Source organism: Clavibacter phaseoli (assembly GCF_021922925.1).
Classification (GTDB): domain Bacteria; phylum Actinomycetota; class Actinomycetes; order Actinomycetales; family Microbacteriaceae; genus Clavibacter; species Clavibacter phaseoli.
This window is the reverse complement of record NZ_CP040786.1, coordinates 1,987,634-2,006,148: the sequence shown is the minus strand read 5'-3', so window position 1 is coordinate 2,006,148 and position 18,515 is coordinate 1,987,634. Positions and strand designations below refer to the sequence as shown.

10 protein-coding genes are annotated in these 18,515 nt (G+C 74.2%); 6 read left to right on the top strand and 4 right to left on the bottom strand.

The annotated features are described in order from the left end of the window. Positions 1-23 precede the first annotated feature (23 nt). The 3 genes from FGI33_RS09265 to FGI33_RS09255 all read left to right on the top strand — a co-directional run bounded on the left by FGI33_RS09265 (position 24) and on the right by FGI33_RS09255 (position 9,126). Positions 24-6,173 carry a PKD domain-containing protein gene (locus tag FGI33_RS09265; protein WP_182623264.1) on the top strand — a complete coding sequence of 2,050 codons (6,150 nt, stop codon included), beginning with the start codon at positions 24-26 and terminating at the stop codon, positions 6,171-6,173. Positions 6,174-6,340: 167 nt separating this feature from the next. Continuing rightward, complete coding sequence (locus tag FGI33_RS09260) at positions 6,341-7,699, top strand: hypothetical protein (RefSeq protein WP_119433967.1); 1,359 nt, start codon at positions 6,341-6,343, stop codon at positions 7,697-7,699. Further along, on the top strand, positions 7,696-9,126 hold the full coding sequence (locus FGI33_RS09255) for a tyrosine-protein kinase domain-containing protein (protein ID WP_237581729.1): 1,431 nt from the start codon (positions 7,696-7,698) through the stop codon (positions 9,124-9,126). The genes FGI33_RS09260 and FGI33_RS09255 overlap by 4 nt, the downstream gene beginning before the upstream one ends. Positions 9,127-9,206: 80 nt before the next feature. Here the strand turns inward: FGI33_RS09255 and FGI33_RS09250 are convergent, their stop codons facing one another. Both FGI33_RS09250 and FGI33_RS09245 read right to left on the bottom strand, forming a co-directional pair. Beyond that, on the bottom strand, positions 9,207-9,854 hold the full coding sequence (locus tag FGI33_RS09250; protein ID WP_119433968.1) for a hypothetical protein: 648 nt from the start codon (positions 9,852-9,854) through the stop codon (positions 9,207-9,209). Between the two features lie 196 nt (positions 9,855-10,050). Next, on the bottom strand, positions 10,051-12,000 hold the full coding sequence (locus FGI33_RS09245; RefSeq protein ID WP_237581727.1) for a glycosyltransferase family 2 protein: 1,950 nt from the start codon (positions 11,998-12,000) through the stop codon (positions 10,051-10,053). Positions 12,001-12,154: 154 nt separating this feature from the next. On the opposite strand from FGI33_RS09245, the gene FGI33_RS09240 reads away from it, so the two are divergent. Continuing rightward, on the top strand, positions 12,155-13,204 hold the full coding sequence (locus tag FGI33_RS09240; RefSeq protein WP_237581725.1) for a glycosyltransferase family protein: 1,050 nt from the start codon (positions 12,155-12,157) through the stop codon (positions 13,202-13,204). Positions 13,205-13,459: 255 nt separating this feature from the next. Beyond that, positions 13,460-15,064: a lipopolysaccharide biosynthesis protein gene (locus FGI33_RS09235; protein ID WP_420022561.1), complete on the top strand. Its 1,605-nt coding sequence runs from the start codon at positions 13,460-13,462 to the stop codon at positions 15,062-15,064. Here FGI33_RS09235 and FGI33_RS09230 read toward each other — a convergent pair. Next, positions 15,061-16,365 (bottom strand): endo-1,4-beta-xylanase, encoded by a 1,305-nt coding sequence (locus FGI33_RS09230; RefSeq protein ID WP_119435446.1) that lies wholly within the window; start codon positions 16,363-16,365, stop codon positions 15,061-15,063. The genes FGI33_RS09235 and FGI33_RS09230 overlap by 4 nt on opposite strands. Before the next feature lie 250 nt (positions 16,366-16,615). Here FGI33_RS09230 and FGI33_RS09225 point away from each other — a divergent pair, with 250 nt between their 5' ends. Beyond that, a complete protein-coding gene (locus tag FGI33_RS09225) occupies positions 16,616-17,659 on the top strand; it encodes an NAD-dependent epimerase/dehydratase family protein (protein ID WP_237581722.1) in 1,044 nt (347 codons plus the stop codon). Between the two features lie 33 nt (positions 17,660-17,692). On the opposite strand, the gene FGI33_RS09220 is transcribed toward FGI33_RS09225, so the two are convergent. Further along, positions 17,693-18,511, bottom strand: a complete 819-nt coding sequence (locus FGI33_RS09220) for a TspO/MBR family protein (RefSeq protein WP_237581720.1) — start codon at positions 18,509-18,511, stop codon at positions 17,693-17,695. Positions 18,512-18,515: the final 4 nt, after the last annotated feature.

Genomic DNA, 18,515 nt, shown 5'->3' with positions numbered 1-18,515 from the left:
CACCCACCCGAAGCAAGGACACCATGAGCATCATCTCCACCGCGGGACGCCGCCTGGCCGCGATGACCGCGGCCGCCGCGGTCATCCTGTCCGCGGTCGTGATCGCGCAGCCCGCCCTGGCGGACTCCGCGCCGGTCGACCCGACCGACCCCAAGACGCCCGTCACGGTCACCGCCGACCCGCTGCCCACGACCCAGATCGACGGCGTCGCCTGGTCGCAGGTCGTCGTCGGCAACACGGTCTACGTCGCCGGCAAGTTCCAGAACGCGCGCCCCGCGGGCGCCGCGGCCGGCACGAACCTCACGCCGCGCAGCAACCTCCTCGCGTACGACATCCGCACGGGCGCGCTCATCACGTCCTTCGCGCCGAAGCTCAACGCGCAGGCGCTCTCGGTCACCGCGTCGCCCGACGGCTCGCGGATCTACGTGGTCGGCGACTTCACCGACGTCGACGGCCAGGGCTACTACCGCGCCGCGGCGTTCAGCACCGCGACCGGCAAGATCATCCCCTCCTTCCGCCCCATCATGGGCAGCCAGACCCGCACGGTGAGCGCCTCGAACGACACCGTGTACCTCGGCGGGACCTTCCAGAGCGTCAACGGCGCCGCTCGGAAGTACCTCGCCGCGGTGTCCGCGACCGACGGCAGCACGAAGCCGTTCGTCGCGGACGCGGACACCGTCGTGGACGCGCTCACCCTCACCAAGGACGCGTCCAAGCTCATCGTCGGCGGCCGCTTCACGCAGCTGTCGGGCACGCCGACCTACGGGCTCGGCGCGGTCGATCCCGCCACGGGCGCCTCGCTCCCGTGGGCCGCGAACCAGCAGGTCAAGAACGCCGGCACCGAGTCGTCGATCACGAGCCTGTACGCGACCGACGACCGGGTCTACGGATCCGGCTACACGTTCGGCAACGGCGGCAACCTCGAGGGCGCCTTCTCGGCCGACCCGAACACGGGCGTCGTGAACTGGGTCGAGGACTGCCACGGCGACACCTACTCGGTCTTCGCGACGAGCAAGGTCGCGTACGTCGCGGGCCACCCGCACTACTGCGGCAACATCGGCGGCTTCCCGCAGACGGACCCGTGGACCTTCCAGCACAGCCTCGCGTTCTCCAAGACCGCGACCGGCACGGCCACGGCCGACCCGTACGGCTACGCGAACTGGGCCGGCACGCCGTCCCCGTCGCTGCTCAACTGGTTCCCGAAGTACGTGACCGGCTCCTTCACGGGACAGGGCCAGGCGGCCTGGAGCGTCAACGGCAACGAGGACTACATCGTCGTCGGCGGCGAGTTCCCGTTCGTGAACACCACCGCGCAGCAGGGCCTCGTCCGCTACGCCATGGCCAAGGACGCCCCGAACAAGGTCGGCCCGAACGGCAACGACCAGCTCGTCCCCAAGTCGATCTCGTACACGAAGGGCGAGGCCCGCGTCTCCTGGCAGGCCACCTTCGACCGCGACAACTCGCGCCTCACCTACAAGGTGATCCGCGACGGCAAGACCGCGACGCCCGTCTACCAGGTCACGCAGGACTCGACCTTCTGGAACCGGCCGTCGATGGGCTTCATCGACAAGGGCCTCGTGCCCGGCAGCTCGCACACCTACAAGGTCGTCGTGACCGACTCCTCGGGGAACTCCACCGACCGCAACGGCGCCTCGCCCGTCACCGTCACCGACCAGTCGGGCAGCGACGCGTACGCCACGAGCGTGAAGGACGACGGCGCGACCGCGTACTACCCGCTCGACGAGAAGGACGGCACCGCCGGCCTCGACCACGTCGCGTTCGAGGACCTCCGCGTCGACAACGCCACGCGCGGCGCCGCGGGCCCGATCGACGGATCCACCGCCACCACCTTCTCCGGCCAGGATGGGTCCTTCGCGGTCACGCCCCAGGCCGTGCAGGCGCCGGACACGTTCAGCGTCGAGTCGTGGGTCAAGACGTCCTCGACGAACGGCGGCAAGGTCGTCGGCTTCGGCGGCAGCAACACGGGCACGTCGGGCAACTACGACCGCATGGTCTACCTCGACAACGACGGCCGCGTCCTCTTCGGCGTCTACACGGGCGCGACCCAGACCCTGAGCTCGGCCCCCGGGTTCAACGACGGGAAGTGGCACCAGATCGTCGCCACCATGGGCGCCGAGGGCATGAAGCTGTTCGTGGACGGCAAGCTCGCCGGCCAGCGCGCGGACACCACGCGCGGCCAGGACTACAAGGGCTACTGGCGCGTCGGCGGCGACAACCTCGGCGGCTGGCCCAACCAGCCCCGGAGCTACTACCTGGCCGGCGACATCGCTCAGGTGTCGATCTACCCGACCGCCCTCACGCGCGCCGACGTCGTCGACCACCTGGTCGCGTCCGGCCGCACCTCGCCCATCCCGCCGGCGCCCTCGGACGCCTACGGCAAGGCGGTCTACGCGGCCGACCCGTCCTCCTACTGGCGCCTCGACGACGCCGACGGCTCGTCGACGCTCAAGGACGCGGGCCAGAACGACGTCGGCGCCAACGTCGGACGCAACGTGCGCTTCGGCCAGGCGGGCGCCCTCTCGGGCTCCGTCGGCCAGGCGGCGGCGTTCTCCGACAGCATCGCGGTGAGCCAGCAGCGGGTCGCGAACCCGACCTCCTACTCGCTCGAGATGTGGTTCCAGACGACCACCACGCGCGGCGGCAAGCTGATCGGCTTCGGCGACAACGCGGATCCGTTCAACTTCTCCGGCAGCTACGACCGCCACGTCTACATGCAGGACGACGGACGCCTGCAGTTCGGCACGTGGACGGGCCAGACCAACCTCGCGAGCTCGCCCCGCGCCTACAACGACGGCCAGTGGCACCACATGGTCGCGTCGCAGGGATCCGACGGCCTGAAGCTCTACGTGGACGGCGACCTCGTCGGCCAGAACGGCCAGACGCAGGCGCAGGCCTACGACGGCTACTGGCGCATCGGCGGCGACAACACGTGGGGCTCCTCCAGCGGCACCTTCGAGGGGCGCATGGACGAGGTCGCGGTCTACCCGACCGTGCTCGCGGCCAGCACCATCGCGACGCACTACTCCCTCGGGACGACCGGCCGCGTGCCGAACCAGGCCCCCAAGGCCGCGTTCACGCAGACCGCCGACTTCCTGACGGCGTCGTTCGACGCGACCGGATCCACGGACACCGACGGCACGGTCACGGGCTACGCCTGGGACTTCGGCGACGGCGTCCAGGCGTCCGGTGCGACCCAGTCGCACACGTACGCCGCGGCGGGCACCTACCCGGTGGTCCTCACGGTGACGGACGACCGCGGCACCACGAACCGCACGCAGCAGGACGTCACGGTGAAGGCGGCCCCCGCCAACATCGCGCCGACCGCCGTCGTGACGGCCACGGCGACCGACCTCACGGCCAAGCTCGACGGATCCGCATCGACGGACGCCGACGGCACCGTCGCCTCCTACGCGTGGGACTTCGGCGACGGCGGCACGGGCACCGGCCCGACGCCGACGCACGCCTACGCCGCGGGCGGCACCTACACGGTGACGCTGACGGTCACGGACGACAAGGGCCTCACGGGCACCGCGTCCACGCAGGTCCAGGTCACGGCGCCCCCGGTCAACCGGGAGCCCACCGCGGTCATCGCGTCCACCACGACCGACCTCGTCGCGAACCTCGACGGCCGCGGATCCAGCGACCCGGACGGCACCATCGCGTCCTGGGCGTGGGAGTTCGGCGACGGCACGACCGGCACCGGGGCCTCCATCGCCCACCCGTACGCGAAGGCCGGCACCTACACGGTCGCGCTGACGGTGACGGACGACAAGGGCGCGACCGGTCGCACGACCGCGAGCGTCACGGTCACCGCCCCGCCCGTGAACCAGGCGCCCGTCGCCGCGTTCACGAGCACCGTGGCGAACCTCGTCGCCTCGCTCGACGCCTCCACGTCGAGCGACCCCGACGGCACCGTGGCGTCCTACGCCTGGGCCTTCGGTGACGGGACCACCGGCACGGGCCGCACCACGACCCACGCCTACGCCGCGGCCGGCACCTTCGCGGTGTCGCTCACGGTCACGGACGACAAGGGCCTCGCCACGACGACCACCTCGCAGGTGACCGTCCAGGCGCCCGCGTCGAACGTGCTGGCGCAGGACTCGTTCGGCCGCACCCTCGCGACGGGCTGGGGCACGGCCGACCTCGGCGGCGCCTGGCGCGTCACCGGCGGCACGAACATCGTCAAGGTGCAGGACGGCACGGGCCAGGTCGTCTCGCCCAAGGGCGAGACCCGCACGATGACCCTCGACGCGGTCTCCACCACGTCGTCGGACGTCAGCGCGACCTTCTCGCTCGACTCCGTCCCCACGGGCGGCGGCTCCTACACCCGGGTCAACTCCCGCCAGGTGGGCTCGGCCTTCTACCAGACGCAGGTCTGGATCAAGGCGACCGGGCAGATCCAGCTGGTGCAGTCGGAGGGGGCGACGACCATCGGGTCGTACATCCTCCCCGGCACGACCTACCAGGCCGGCCAGCAGCTCCGCGTCCGCGTCCTGACGACCGGCACCTCGCCGACCACCGTCAAGGCCAAGGTGTGGGTCGCCGGCCAGGCCGAGCCCGCCGCCTGGCAGACGAGCGTCACCAGCTCGACCGCCGCGCTGCAGGCCGCCGGCTCCGTCGGGATCCAGACCTACCTCTCGGGGTCGGCGACGGCTCCCGTCACGACGCGGATCGACGACCTGGTCGTCGCCCGCGACGGCCAGGCGCCCGCCGCCAACCAGGCCCCGACGGCGGCGTTCACGTCGACCGCCAAGGACCTGACGGCCTCGTTCGACGGATCCGGCTCGACGGACGCCGACGGCACGGTCGCCTCGTACGCCTGGGCGTTCGGGGACGGGACCACGGGCACGGGCCGCACCGCGACCCACGCCTACGCCGCGGCCGGCACCTACGCGGTCTCGCTCACGGTGACGGACGACAAGGGCCTCGTCTCGGCGAAGAAGGACGGCACCGTCACGGTGACCGCTCCCGTCGCGGCGAACCAGGCCCCGACGGCGGCGTTCACGTCGACGGCCAAGGACCTGACCGCCTCGTTCGACGGATCCACGTCGACCGACGCCGACGGCACGGTCGCGTCCTACGCCTGGGCGTTCGGCGACGGGACGACGGGCACCGGCAAGACGGTGGACCACGCCTACGCCGCCGCGGGCACCTACGCGGTGTCGCTCACGGTGACGGACGACAAGGGCCTCGTGTCGGCGAAGAAGGACGGCACGGTCACCGTGACCGCCCCGGTCGTCACGCCGGCCAACCAGGCCCCGACGGCGGCGTTCACGTCGACCGCCAAGGACCTGACGGCCTCGTTCGACGCATCCACGTCGACCGACGCGGACGGCACCGTCGCCTCCTACGCCTGGGCGTTCGGGGACGGCACGACGGGCACGGGCCGCACCGCGACCCACGCCTACGCCGCCGCGGGCACCTACACGGTGTCGCTCACGGTCACGGACGACAAGGGACTGGCGTCGGCGAAGAAGGACGGCACCGTCACGGTGACCGCCCCGGTCGTCACGCCGCCCGCCACCGGGATCCTCGCGCAGGACACCTTCACCCGCACCGCCGCCAACGGCTGGGGCACGGCGGAGACCGGAGGCGCCTGGCGCATCACGGGCAACGCGTCGATCCTCAAGGTGCAGGACGGGAAGGCGCAGGTCGCCAGCCCCGCGGGCGAGACCCGCACCGCCAGCCTCGACGCCGTGAGCACCACCACCTCGGACGCCCAGGTGAGCTTCGCGCTCGACAAGGTGCCCACGGGCGGCGGCGCGTACGTGCGGATCAACTCGCGCCAGGTCGGCACGTCGTTCTACCAGACGCAGGTCTGGGTGCGGTCGACCGGCCAGGTCATGATCGTGCAGTCCGAGAACGGCACCAACCTGAAGTCGGTGGTCGTCCCGAACCTCACGTACACGGCCGGGCAGCAGCTGCGGGTCCGCGTGCAGGTCACGGGCACGTCGCCCACCACGATGAACGCGAAGGTCTGGCCCGTCGGCCAGGCCGAACCGACCGCGTGGCAGTCGACGACGACCGGGACCCTGGCCGCCCTTCAGACCGCGGGGACGTTCGGGATCCAGACCTACCTGTCGAGCTCGGCGACCGCGCCGGTCGCGTTCACGCTCGACGACCTGCTGGTGACGGACGGCACGGCCCGGTGAGCTAGGAGCCGGAAGACGACGCCCCGGCGGGCGGGTCCCACGTGGACCCGCCCGCCGGGGCGTCGCACTGACATGATCGATGAGGGCCGTCCCGCGGCCGGGGGAACGAAGGAGGGGGGAGACATGGCGCCATCACGCCCGCGCGCGCTCCCGGGGGAGGGGAGGCGATGAGCGCCCTGCTCGCCGGATCCGGCCTCCAGACCCTGCTCGTGCTCGGCATCGCGCTCGCGGGCGGCGCCCTCCTCCTGCTCGTCCTGCGGCGCCTGCCGCGCACGGCCGTCGCCCTGTGGCTCGTCGTGCTCTCCTTCGTGCCCGTCTGGTCGGGGGTGCCGCTCGGCGGCTACTACCTGCCGCCGTCGACGGTCGCGGCCGTCCTCGTGATCCTCGCGATCGTGCCGGTGCCGGGCTTCCGGGTCTCGCCGCTGGACGCGCTCGTGGTGCTGATGACCGCGGCGGGCATCGCCGGCGTCGTCGTCGGCGGCAGCGCGGGCATCGGCATGTCCACGCTCGTGACGTTCCTCACCTACGCGCTGCCCGGCTACCTGCTCGGGCGCATGGCGGCGCACCGGATCGGCATGGCCTCGCTGGAGCGGATCGTCGCGGTCGTCTTCACGGTCGTCGCCGCGCTCGCGATCGTCGAGTTCGCGACCGGCTGGAACCCGTTCGTGCTCCTCCCCGGCAACGCGGGCCTCCGCGAGACGTGGGCGACGCTGCAGGGGCGCGGCGGGATCCTGCGGGCCGAGGGCGCGTACGGGCACTCGATCGCGCTCGGCTCGGCGCTCGCCATCGCGATCCCGCTCACGCTCGCGTCCCGCTTCGGCCTCGTGGCGCGCCTCGGCATGACGGCCGTGATGATGCTCGCCGCCGTCCTCACGTTCAGCCGCGTCGGCATGCTCGGCGCCGTGCTCGGCCTCGTCCTCTCCATCGTCTTCCTCCGCGACGCCATCTCGCTCCGCGTGCGCGCCGCCGTCACGGCCGGCGTGGTCGTGGTCGCGGCCGCGGTCGCGCCCTTCGTGCAGGCCGTGTTCGTCGACGCGGGCACGGAGGCGAGCGCCAGCTCCGACTACCGCGGCGACCTCTACAGCCTCGTCCCCGGCATGGGCATCCTCGGCACGACCCCCGAGGCCCACCGCGGCAGCGACGGCCGCGTCTTCTACGGCCCGTTCCGCTCCATCGACAGCCAGCTCGTGCTCACGGGCCTCACGTTCGGCCTCCTCGTGGCGGGCGCCGTGCTCGTCGCCCTCGCGGTCGGCGTCTGGCTCGTGCTGCGGGGGCACGCGACCGCGGCCACCATCGCGCTCGTCGCGCAGATCCCGGCGCTCGCGTCCGTCGCGCTCATCACGCAGTACGCGACGCTCGTGTGGTTCCTGGCGGGCGTGGCGGCGACCAGCCAGATCCTCCGCCGCGACCGCGCGCCCCTGCCCGAGCCGCCGCCCGACCCCGTGGCGGCCGTCGCCGCCGACCGCCCCGATCCCGCCCGCACCACCGCCCCGCCGCTCCTACCCGGAAGAACCCCCTCACGATGACGCTCCACGAGTTCACCGCCCTGCTCCGCCGACTCTGGTACGTCGTGGTCGCCGCCACGCTCGCGGGCGGCGCGGTCGCGTTCGGCCTGTCGCAGCTCGCGACGCCCGTGTACACCGCGCAGTCGCGCCTCTACTTCTCGCTGAGCAGCGGATCCAGCGCGAGCGACCTCAACCAGGGCGCCACCTACACGCAGAGCCAGATGCTCTCCTTCGGCGAGCTCGCCGAGTCGCCCGCGGTGCTGGAGCCCGTGATCACGCGCCTCGGCCTCGACCTCACGCCGCAGCAGCTCGCGCGCGCCGTCACGGTCACGACGCCCCAGAACACCGTGGTGATGGAGATCAGCGTCACCGAGCCGTCGCCCGCGCAGGCCGCGGACATCGCCAACGCCGTCGCGACGAGCCTCCGCGACACGGCGGAGGCGTATGCGCCCACCGGCGCCGAGGGCTCGCCCACCGTCTCCGTGCGCGTGATCCAGGAGGCCCCCGAGCCCGAGTTCCAGTCGGCGCCGAACGGCCGAACGAACACGCTCGCCGGGCTCCTCCTCGGGCTGCTCGCGGGGCTCCTCGGCCTCGCGCTCGTGCGCCTGCTCGACACCCGCGTCCGCTCCGCCGAGACCGTGGCGCACCTGACCACGGCGCCGCTGCTCGGGTCGCTGGAGCGCGAGCGCGGCGTCACGGGCCTCGCGATGGCGCTCCGGCCGCTCTCGACCGCCGCCGAGGGCTTCCGCCAGCTCAAGGCGAACCTCCGCTTCGTGCTCCTCGGGGAGCGGGCGTCGAGCTTCGTCGTGACGTCGTCCATCCCCGGCGAGGGCAAGTCCACGGTCGCCGCGAACCTCGCGATCTCGCTCAGCGAAGGCGGGCGCCGCGTGCTGCTCGTGGACGCCGACCTCCGCCGTCCCGTCATCGCGCAGTACCTCGGGCTCGAGGGCGACGCCGGCCTCACGACCGTGCTCGTCGGCCAGGCGCTGATGGAGGACGTCGTGCAGCCGTGGGGCGAGGGCTCCCTCGAGGTGCTGACCTCGGGCGAGATCCCCCCGAACCCGAGCGAGCTGCTGGCCTCCGGGCGCATGGAGGACCTGGTCGCGCAGGCGCGGGCGACCTATGACGTGATCGTCCTCGACACGGCCCCGCTCATCGCCGTCGCCGACGCCGCCTTCGTGGCGCGCATGACGGACGGGGCCATCGTGGTCACCGACCAGACGCGCGTGCACCGCGGCCAGCTCACCGAGGCGCTCGACGCGGTGGAGAAGTCGGGGGGATCCGTGCTCGGCGTCGTGCTCAACAAGGTGCGGCCCACGAAGGACAAGCGTGCGTACTACCGAGCGGAGACGGAGAAGACGTCTCGTGCCCCGCGTCCGGCGGCGGCGCCGACCCTATCCCAGGGGTCCTCGACGGCTCCGGAGCGGGAGTCCGCGAGCCCGAGCTGACGCGCGCACGACGACACGAGAGGGGCGCGGCCGGATCATCCGGCCGCGCCCGTCTCGTCGGTGCGGGTGGTGCGCCCGCGCTATTGGAACACGACCACCGGCGAGCCGGCGTCGCGCGCCACGACCACGCTGATCGCGTCGGCCGACGCCGCGGGCACGCTGAACACGTAGTCGCCGGTCGCGGACGCGCCGGGCTCCAGCGTGCCGCGGATCACGGTGTCGGAGTCGGCGGGAGTCGCGGGCGTGCGATCGGCGCCGTAGAAGACGTTGACGGCCACGGAGTCCACCGGGACGGCGGCGTCCGTGACGTTCACGAGCTCGAGCCGCACGTCGACCGCGTCGCCGCTCAGCTCGCCCACGCGGCCGCCGTCGGTGCTGGTCGGCGTGACGGAGACGATGCGCGCCTGGATCGAGCCGGGGAACGTCGCGGTCTCGTCGAGGCCCACGGTGGTCGCCACCTCCTGGCCGAGCGTCGCGGTGTCGCCCTCGGGGAGCGGCGCGGGGGTCTCCGTGGCGCCCGCGGTGGGCGCGACGTCCGACCACTCCTTCGTGTCGGCGGCGGACGCGGGGGAGTCGGATCCGGATCCGCTCACCACCACGGTGCCGACCACGGCCGCGACGGCGAGGACGGAGGCGGCGCCGATCACGGCGACGGTGGTGCGGCGGCTGCGGGCGCGGCGCTCGCGACGTGGACGCAGGTCGGACGGGGTGCTCTCGGGTGCGGGCATGGCCTTCTTCGCTCTTCGGGTACGCCGAAGACGGAGCCCGACGACCAGGGCGGGTCGGCGGCGCGGTGCGGGCGGGCGATGGGTGGTCGACCGACGCAGGATTCCGGGTCTTCTGCCCTCGCATCGTACGTCGGCGGGCGCGCGCCGACGAGTCCCCCGTCCAGGGGAGGGCGGGCGGGCGCCCGCGCAGATCCGCTCAGTCGCGCCGCGCGTACTCCTGGTACGACCAGCCGAACGCGCCCGCGACCATGCCGGCGCCGCGCGCGAGCGTGCGGGTGCCCTTGGCGCGGTGCGCGACGCTGCCCGTGACGGCGCCCACCGCGATCCGCCCGGTGCCGCCGAGCGCCCGCACGAGCCCGCGGGCGGTGGCCTCGGCGCGGATCCGCGTGCGCGCGGGCGTCGAGGCCGGGGCGAGCGCGACCGAGGTGAGGCTCCACGAGTTCCCGCTGCTGAAGGCGCGGAGCACGACCCAGCGGCGCGTGGTGCGGGCGCGCGGCACGACGTCCACGACGCCCGCCTCGGCGCACCAGGTGAGCAGCCCGCCGGACGCGACGAGCTGCCGCGTGAAGAGCGTGTCCTCGCCGCCCTGCGTGCCGAGGTCCACGTCGAAGCGGAGGCCCGCCGCGCGCACGGCGCGGAGGTCGAGCAGGAGGTTGTTGGTCGCGGCGACCTCGAGGCGCGTGCCGGTCGCGGGCCGGCGGCGCGTGAAGAAGCCGCCCGCGCGCACCCATGCGTCCGGCTCGACCTCGTACTCGCTGCGCACGGGGCCGGCGACGCCCGCGCTGCCCGTCGCCTGGCGGGCGCGGACGAGGGCGGCGAGCCAGCCCGGATCCGGCCGCTCGTCGTCGTCGAGGAACACGAGCAGGTCGTCGTCGCCCGCGGCGTCGAGCGCGCGGTTGCGGGCGGCGGAGATGCCGGGGGTCGGCTCGTGCACGTAGGCGATCGGCACGGGGGAGTCCGCGGCGGCGTCCTCGACGGCCGCGCCGGCTCCCCCCGCTGGGTCGTTGTCGACCACGACGATCCGCACGGCACGGGGGAGCGCGGCATCGGCCTCCGCGGCCTCCCGCAGCTCGGCGGCCTGGGCGGCGACGAGCGGGAGCACGGCGCGGATGTCCTCGGGCCGCCGGTAGGTGAGGATCGCGACCACGAGCGAGGAGGCGGGCGCGATCGGGCGGGCGGGTGCCGGGGTCGTCGGCGCGGCGGCCGTCGGCGCGGGGGCCGGCACCGCGCGCCAGCCGCCGGAGAGCCGGTAGCCGTCGCGGATCCCGCGCAGGGCCGCCGAGACGGGCGCCACCGGATGCGCGAACTGCCGTCGCCCGCCCTGCAGCAGCACCTCGTACGCGATCACGGGCGTGAGCAGCCGCCACCGGCGGAGCGTCGCCGCGTCGAGGTGCCGGGCCCCGTAGAGGAGCCGGTTCCGGATGTTGTGGTAGTAGTACGTGCCCGACTTCGCCTGGCCCGCGCTCTCGTGGCCGGCGCTCTGCGTGCCGCCCTCCGCGTGCACGGCGACGGCCTCCTCCACGACCGCCAGGGATCCGCCCGCCTCCACGACCTTGCGCGAGAGGTCCACGTCCTCCCAGTACAGGAAGTAGTCGTCCGAGAAGCCGCCGACCCGCGTCCACAGCTCGTCGGTCACGAGCAGGCAGGCGCCCGTGAGCCACGGCTCGGTCGCGAGGCCGGGGTGCTGCGCGCGGCGGGCGGCGGAGCGGATCCGGCCGTCGGCGAGGTAGAGGTCGGAGCCGCGGAACCACGTGCTGCCGTCCGGCCGGAGGATGGTCGGGGCCGCGAGCGTGAGCGGATCCGCCGCCACGACGCCCCGCAGGATGCCGAGCTGGTCGGGCGCGATGGTCGCGTCGGGGTTGAGCAGCAGGAACTCGCGGGCGCCGTGCGCGCGGGCCGCGTCCACGCCGATGTTCATGCCGGTGCCGAAGCCCGTGTTGCCGTCCGGGTAGACGCCGTGCACGCGCGTCGACGGGTGCGCGGCGAGGTCGCGGACGCGCTCCCGCTCCGCGTCGGTGGTGCGGTTGTCGACGACCACGAGCAGCGCGTCGTCGAGGCGCTCGACGAGCGGCAGCACGTTCTCGCGCACGAGGTCGGCGGATCCGTAGTTGACGACCACGACGGCGAGGAGGGCGGGGCGGGGCATGCGGGTCCCATCGGTCGGGCGCGCGGCGGGCGGGGCGTCGCCGGCGGGGACCGCCCTCGGGTGCGGGCGGGTGGTGGCATAGTCTATTTCCTCGACCGATGACCCCGTGGTCGTGCCCGACGAACCGCCGCCGGTCATCCCGCTCAGGAGCGCCATGACCGTCCCCGCCCGTCCGCCCGGCCGCGACCTCGTCGTCCTCCAGTCGTCGCAGGCGCCGCGCCCCACGACGAACCCGTACATCGTGATGCTCGGGCGCGCGCTCGCCGCGACCCCCGGCGTCCGCCCGCTGCACTTCAGCTGGCGCACCGCGCTGCTCGGGCGCTACGACGTGTTCCACGTGCACTGGCCCGAGATCCTCGTCGACGGGCACAGCCCGCTGAAGAAGGCGGTCCGCCAGGCGTTCACCGTCGCGCTCCTCGCGAAGCTGGCGCTCCGCCGGATCCCGATCGTCCGCACCGTGCACAACCTCGAGCGGCCGCAGGGCATCAGCCGCCGCGAGTCGCTGCTGCTCGGGCTCATGGAGCGGACGACCACGTTGCGGGTGCGCGTGAACCCGATCACGGAGATCCCCGCCGACCAGCCGCACGCCACGATCCTGCACGGCCACTACCGCGACTGGTTCCGCGACGAGCCGCGCGCCGACGCGGTGCCCGGCCGCCTCGGCTACGTCGGCCTCGTGCGCCGGTACAAGGGCGTCGAGCAGCTCGTCGCGGCGTTCCGCGGCGCGGGCGACGCGGGCGCCGACCTGTCGCTGCGCATCGGCGGCAACCCGTCCTCCGAGGAGCTGGCCGGGACGATCCGCGCGCTCGCCGCGGGCGACGACCGGATCCGCCTCGACCTCCGCTTCCAGTCCGACGCCGAGCTCGTCGACATCGTCACCTCCTCCGAGCTCGTCGTGCTGCCGTACCGCTTCATGCACAACTCCGGCGGCGCGCTCGCGGCGCTCTCGCTCGACCGGCCGGTGCTCGTGCCCGACAACGCCGTGAACCGCGCGCTCGACGAGGAGGTCGGCCCGGGCTGGATCCACCTCTTCGACGGCGACCTGACCCCCGAGGAGCTGCTGCGCGCGACCGAGGCCGTGCGCACGGGCGCGCGCGCGGCGTCGCCCGACCTCGCCGCGCGCGACTGGGACCGGGCGGGCACGGCGCACGCGTCCGCGTACCGGCGCGCGCTCCGGATCCGCCGCGGGGTCGAGCGAGGCTGACGCGCCCACCCCGTTCGGGGGCTGGATCCTCGCGCCCGCGTGGATAGCATCGGACAGGGCCCGCATACCCGGCCGGCCCGCCCGACACCCGAGCTCGCGGTGATCCGGCTGTCACCCGCAGCCGACCCGATCGCCACCCCCTCCTCGACCCGACGACGGAGCCCCATGCATTCCGCCCTGCCCGGCGATCCGCGCGACCCCGCCGCCGATCCCGCGGCGGACGCCGTCGCCTCCCGCGCCGTCGCTGCGGCGAGCGTGCCCGCCTCGCCCGCCGCCGCGCCCGCCCCGGAGACGCCGCCCGCCGCCACGCAGGGCCTCGGAGCCCGCGCGGCCCGCGGCGCGATCGTCACGATCGGCGCGCAGCTCGTCCGCATCCTCATCCAGGTCGCGTCCGTCGTCGTCCTCGCGCGGCTCCTCACGCCCACCGACTACGGCCTGCTCGCGATGGTGCTCGCCATCATCGGCGTCGGCGAGATCTTCCGCGACTTCGGCCTCTCCAACGCGGCCATCCAGGCGCGCGACCTCAGCCGCGGCCAGCGCGACAACCTCTGGTGGATCAACGCCGGCATCGGCCTCGTGCTCGCCGCGCTCGTCTTCTGCGCCGCCTGGCCGCTCGCGGCGATCTTCGGCCACGACGAGCTGATCCCCATCGCGCACGCCCTCAGCCTCACCTTCGTCTTCAACGGCCTCGCGACCCAGTACCGCGCGAGCCTCACCCGCAGCCTCCGGTTCCGCGCGCTCGCGACGGCCGACGTCACGGCGCCCGCGGTCGCGCTCCTCGTCGCCATCGGCGGCGCGCTCCTCGGCTGGGGCTACTGGGCGCTGGTCGCGCAGCAGCTCACGCAGACGCTCGTGCTGCTCGGCCTCGCGGTCGGCTTCGCCCGCTGGATCCCGCGCCTCCCGCGTCGCGGCGAGCCCATGGGCCCGCTGCTGCGCTTCGGCTGGAACATGGTGTCCAGCCAGATGGTCGGCTACGTCAGCAACAACATCGACACGTTCCTCGTGGGCCTCCGCTTCGGCGCCGGGTCGCTCGGCATCTACAACCGCGCGTTCCAGCTCCTGATGACGCCGCTCGCGCAGATCCGCAGCCCGCTCACCACGGTCGCGATCCCCGTGCTCTCGCGCCTCGCCGACGAGCAGCGCCGCTTCGCCGACTACGTCGCGCGCGGCCAGCTCGCCCTCGGCTACACGCTCGGCGCGGGCCTCGGCCTCGTCGCGGCCACGGCCGTCCCCATCACCGCGGTGTTCCTCGGGCCGCAGTGGGACAGCGTCGCGCCGATCCTCCGCCTCCTCGCCATCGCGGGCATCTTCGACACCCTCGCGTTCGTCGGCTACTGGGTCTACGTGTCGCGCGGCCTCACGGGCGACCTCTTCCGCTTCTCGCTGCTGAGCGCCGTGATCAAGGTGAGCTGCATCCTCATCGGGTCCACCGGCGGCATCGTCGGCATCGCCGCCGGGTACGCCGCCGCGCCCGCCATCTGCTGGCCGATCTCGCTGTGGTGGCTCTCGCGCAAGGCGCCGATCCCCACGCGCCGGCTCTACATGGGCGCGCTCCGGATCATCGGGGTCGTGGGGACGGTGAGCGTCGCGACCGGCGCGCTCCTCGCCCTCGTCGACACCGGGTCCGCCGTGCTGCAGCTCCTCGCGGGCGTCGGCACGACCGCGGTGCTGTACGCGCTCGCCGTCGCGCTCGTGCCGGCCGTGCGCCGCGACGTGCGCGGGGTGCTCGACCTCGCGCGCGTGCTGCCGAAGGCCCGCCGGGGGAGCGCCCCGGCGCCGGCGCCGGCCGCGGAACCCGTCGACGTCGATCCCGTCCGCGACGCCGCCGACCGGTCCGCCGACGCCCGCGTCCCGTCCTAGCCCAGCACCGCCTCCACCGCCGACGCGCCCGCCGCCACGGCGACGACGGCCTCGCGCCCGGCGTGCGCCACCCGCACGCCCCCCGCGAACGCCGTGACGCGCATAAGGCCCTCCGCGTCCGTGCGCAGGGTGGTCGGGGCGAGCCGCCACTCCTCGCGGATCAGTCGGCGGAGCGCGTCGTACGAGGGCTTGGGCGTGCCGTCCGCGCGCACCAGGCCGCCGGGCGCGCCCAGCCACATGCCGTCGTCCGCGAGCCCCCAGTAGGTGATGGCCGCGACGGCCGGGTGCCCGACGAGCGAGCGGTAGTGCCGCTCGACCTCCTCCGCCTGCCGCTCCTCGCCCGCGGGCGTGGACGGCCAGCTCGTGACCCGGTAGTCGTTGAGGTCGGTGATCTCGGGAGGCATCGGGTCGCCGGAGAGGAGCGTCGTCTCCGTCATGTGGATCGGCAGGCCGAACCGCGCGAACCGGTCGACGATCCCGATCACCTCCTCCTCGCCGCGGTAGCCCTGGTGCATGTGCGTCTGCAGCCCGATCGCGTCCACCGGGATCCCCGCGCCCAGCACCTCCTCGATGAGCTCCTCGTACGCGGGCGAGAGGTCGAAGTCGTTGAGCACCAGCGTCGCCGTCGGATCCGCCGCCCGCGCCTCCTCGAAGGCCATGCGCACCATCGCGCGCCGACCGCGCGCCGCCGCGAGCCGGGTGATGCCGTTGTCCTCGCGGTCGAACACCGGCATGATCACGGCCTCGTTGATGGCGTCCCACGTGTCGACGAGCCCGGCGAAGTCGCCGACGTCGCGCCGGATCCGCTCCCGCTGCACGCGCTCCACCTCGTCGAGCGGCAGGTCGAGCAGCCACGGCGCGGTGACCGTGTGCCAGACGAGCGGGTGCCCCTTCACGGCGACGCCGCGCTCGCGCAGCCAGAGGGCGGTCGCGAGCAGCCGCGCGGTGTCGGGCCTCCCGCGCACGGGCTCGAACCGGCCCCAGTAGAAGGGGAGCGTGGCCGTGTCGAACACGCCGAGCCACTGCTCCGCGAGCCGCTCCAGCCCCTCGAGGCGCGCGCCGCCGAAGGTCTCGACGCCGGCCGCCTCGGGATCCGTCTCGCCGTTCGCGAGCGGGATGAGGTCGAAGCCGATGTTGCCGAACGCGATGTCCCGGCTCGCCTGCTCCACCCGCACCTCGGCGTGCGCGAGCGGCTGCCCGTCGGCGCCGCGGACCGTGATCACCGCGTCCGCGCGGCGGGCCTCGGGGATGGCGGTCGGGCGCCACCCGGCGGTCGACGGGTCGAATGGCGTGGCGGGCATGGATCCCCTCGAGGGTGTGCGCCGCGCGCCCGGCACCCGCACGCGGCGAGGCGGCGAGGAGGCGGGCCGCGGGCGGGTGCGTCGGTGCGGTCGCCAGGAACCTACGCGGGCGCCGCGACGGGCGTCCACCGCGCCCCGGATGTCCGCAACCTTTCCCCCTCCGCCGCGGGTGAGGAGGGGCGGCCGCGGGCGTAGCGTGCACGCAGGGCGCGGATCCGACCGGCGCCCCCGCTTCGATGACGAGGACCCGATGACCCCCGATGCCGCCACCCTGTCCGTGCTCTACCTCGGGGGGACGGGGACCATCAGCGCCGCGTGCGTCCGGGCCTCCGTCGCCGCCGGGATGGACGTCACGGTCGTCAACCGCGGCGCCGACGCGAAGGGCCGGGGCACGCCCGCGGGCGTGACGACGCTCGTCGCCGACGTCCAGGACCCGGACGCCCTCCTCGCCGCGATCGGCGACCGCACCTACGACGCGGTCGTCGACTTCCTCTCCTTCGACGCCGCGGGCGCCGACCGCCGCGTGGAGCTCTTCGCCGGCCGCACCCGCCAGTTCGTGGCCATCAGCTCGGCGTCGATCTACCGCAAGCCCGCGCTCCAGACCCCCATCACCGAGTCGACGCTCCGGGCCAACCCGTTCCTCTCCTACGCGCGCGACAAGATCGCGATGGAGGACGCCTTCCTCCGCCACCACGCGGAGAGCGGCTTCCCCGTCGTGATCGTGCGCCCGTCGCACACCTACGACGAGGCGAGCCCGCCGCTCGCGGGCGACTGGACGGTCGTCGACCGCATCGCGCGCGGCGAGGAGGTCGTGGTCCCGGGCGACGGCACCTCCCTCTGGACGCTCACGCACGCGGACGACTTCGCCGTCGGCCTCGTCGGGATCCTCGGCGACGAGCGCGGGGTCGGCGAGGCGCTGCACATCACGAGCGACGACGTCTCGACCTGGGACCGGATCCACCGCCTCGTCGCCGACGCGCTCGGGGTCGAGGCGCGGCTCGTGCACGTGCCCGCCGAGCAGTTCCCGATCGTCGAGCCCGACTGGGGCTGGTCCGAGCTCGTGCTGGGCGACCTCTCGCACAGCGCCGTGTTCGACACCACCCGGATCCGCCGGCTCGTCCCCGCGTTCCAGCCGCGGATCCCGTTCCACCTCGCCGTCCGCGGCATCGTCGCGTGGCGGGCCGCGCACCCCGAGCTCACCCGGCCGGACGCGGACACCGACCGCCGGATCCAGCGCCTCGTCGACGCGAAGCACGCGGCCGACGCCGCCTACCGGGCGGCCGCGGCGGGCTGAGCCGGCGAGCGGAGGAGCGGGGGAGCCGCCCCGCTAGCGGGCGGCGACCGCGGGACGCGCGGCGACCCGCCCGGCCCAACCCGCCCGTGCGCGGGCGACGAGCGTCAGGACGACGACCGCGGCGGCCGCCACGATCGCGGCCACGGCGGCCGGCGTCGACAGCAGCTCGCCCGTGAGGCGTCCGACGGCGACCCACGCGAGGCCCCACGCGATCGCCGCGGAGGGCGCGAGCCGCCCGCCGTCGCGGAGCGCGAGCACCGCGCCGACGACGCCGGCGACCGCCAGCAGCGCCACCGCCCACGCGTCGCGCCCGGCGGTGCCCGGCTGGAGGCCCGCCGCCGTGAGGATCGACGCGATGTTCGCGATGGTCGCGACGCTCACCCAGCCGAGGTAGAGGCCCATCGTGCCGTCGAGCACGACGCCCTCGACGAGGCTCCGCGGCCGCGTCGCCATCAACGCCCGGAAGGTCCACATCAGCGTCACGAGCAGCGCGACGATGACGACGCCGCTGAGGACGAGGAACCCGGCCTGCGCGGTGAGGATCCACACGGCGTTGAGCACGAGGGTCACGGCGACGGGGTAGCCGATCCGGCGCTGGCGCTCGTCGGCGCGCTGGGCGGGGAGCGCCTGCCAGACCGTGTACGCGACGAGCCCGAGGTAGACGACGCTCCAGATGGAGAAGGCGGGGCCGGCCGGGGCGACGGGCGTGTAGCTCGCGCTGAGGGCGCCGCTCGACGCGCTCTGGATGCTCTGGCCGCTGAACGCGCCCGAGCCGAACGCGGAGCCGATGACGGCGAACGCCATGCTCGAGATGACGACGATCTGCCGGACGATGTCCTTCACGGTGCCCATGCGG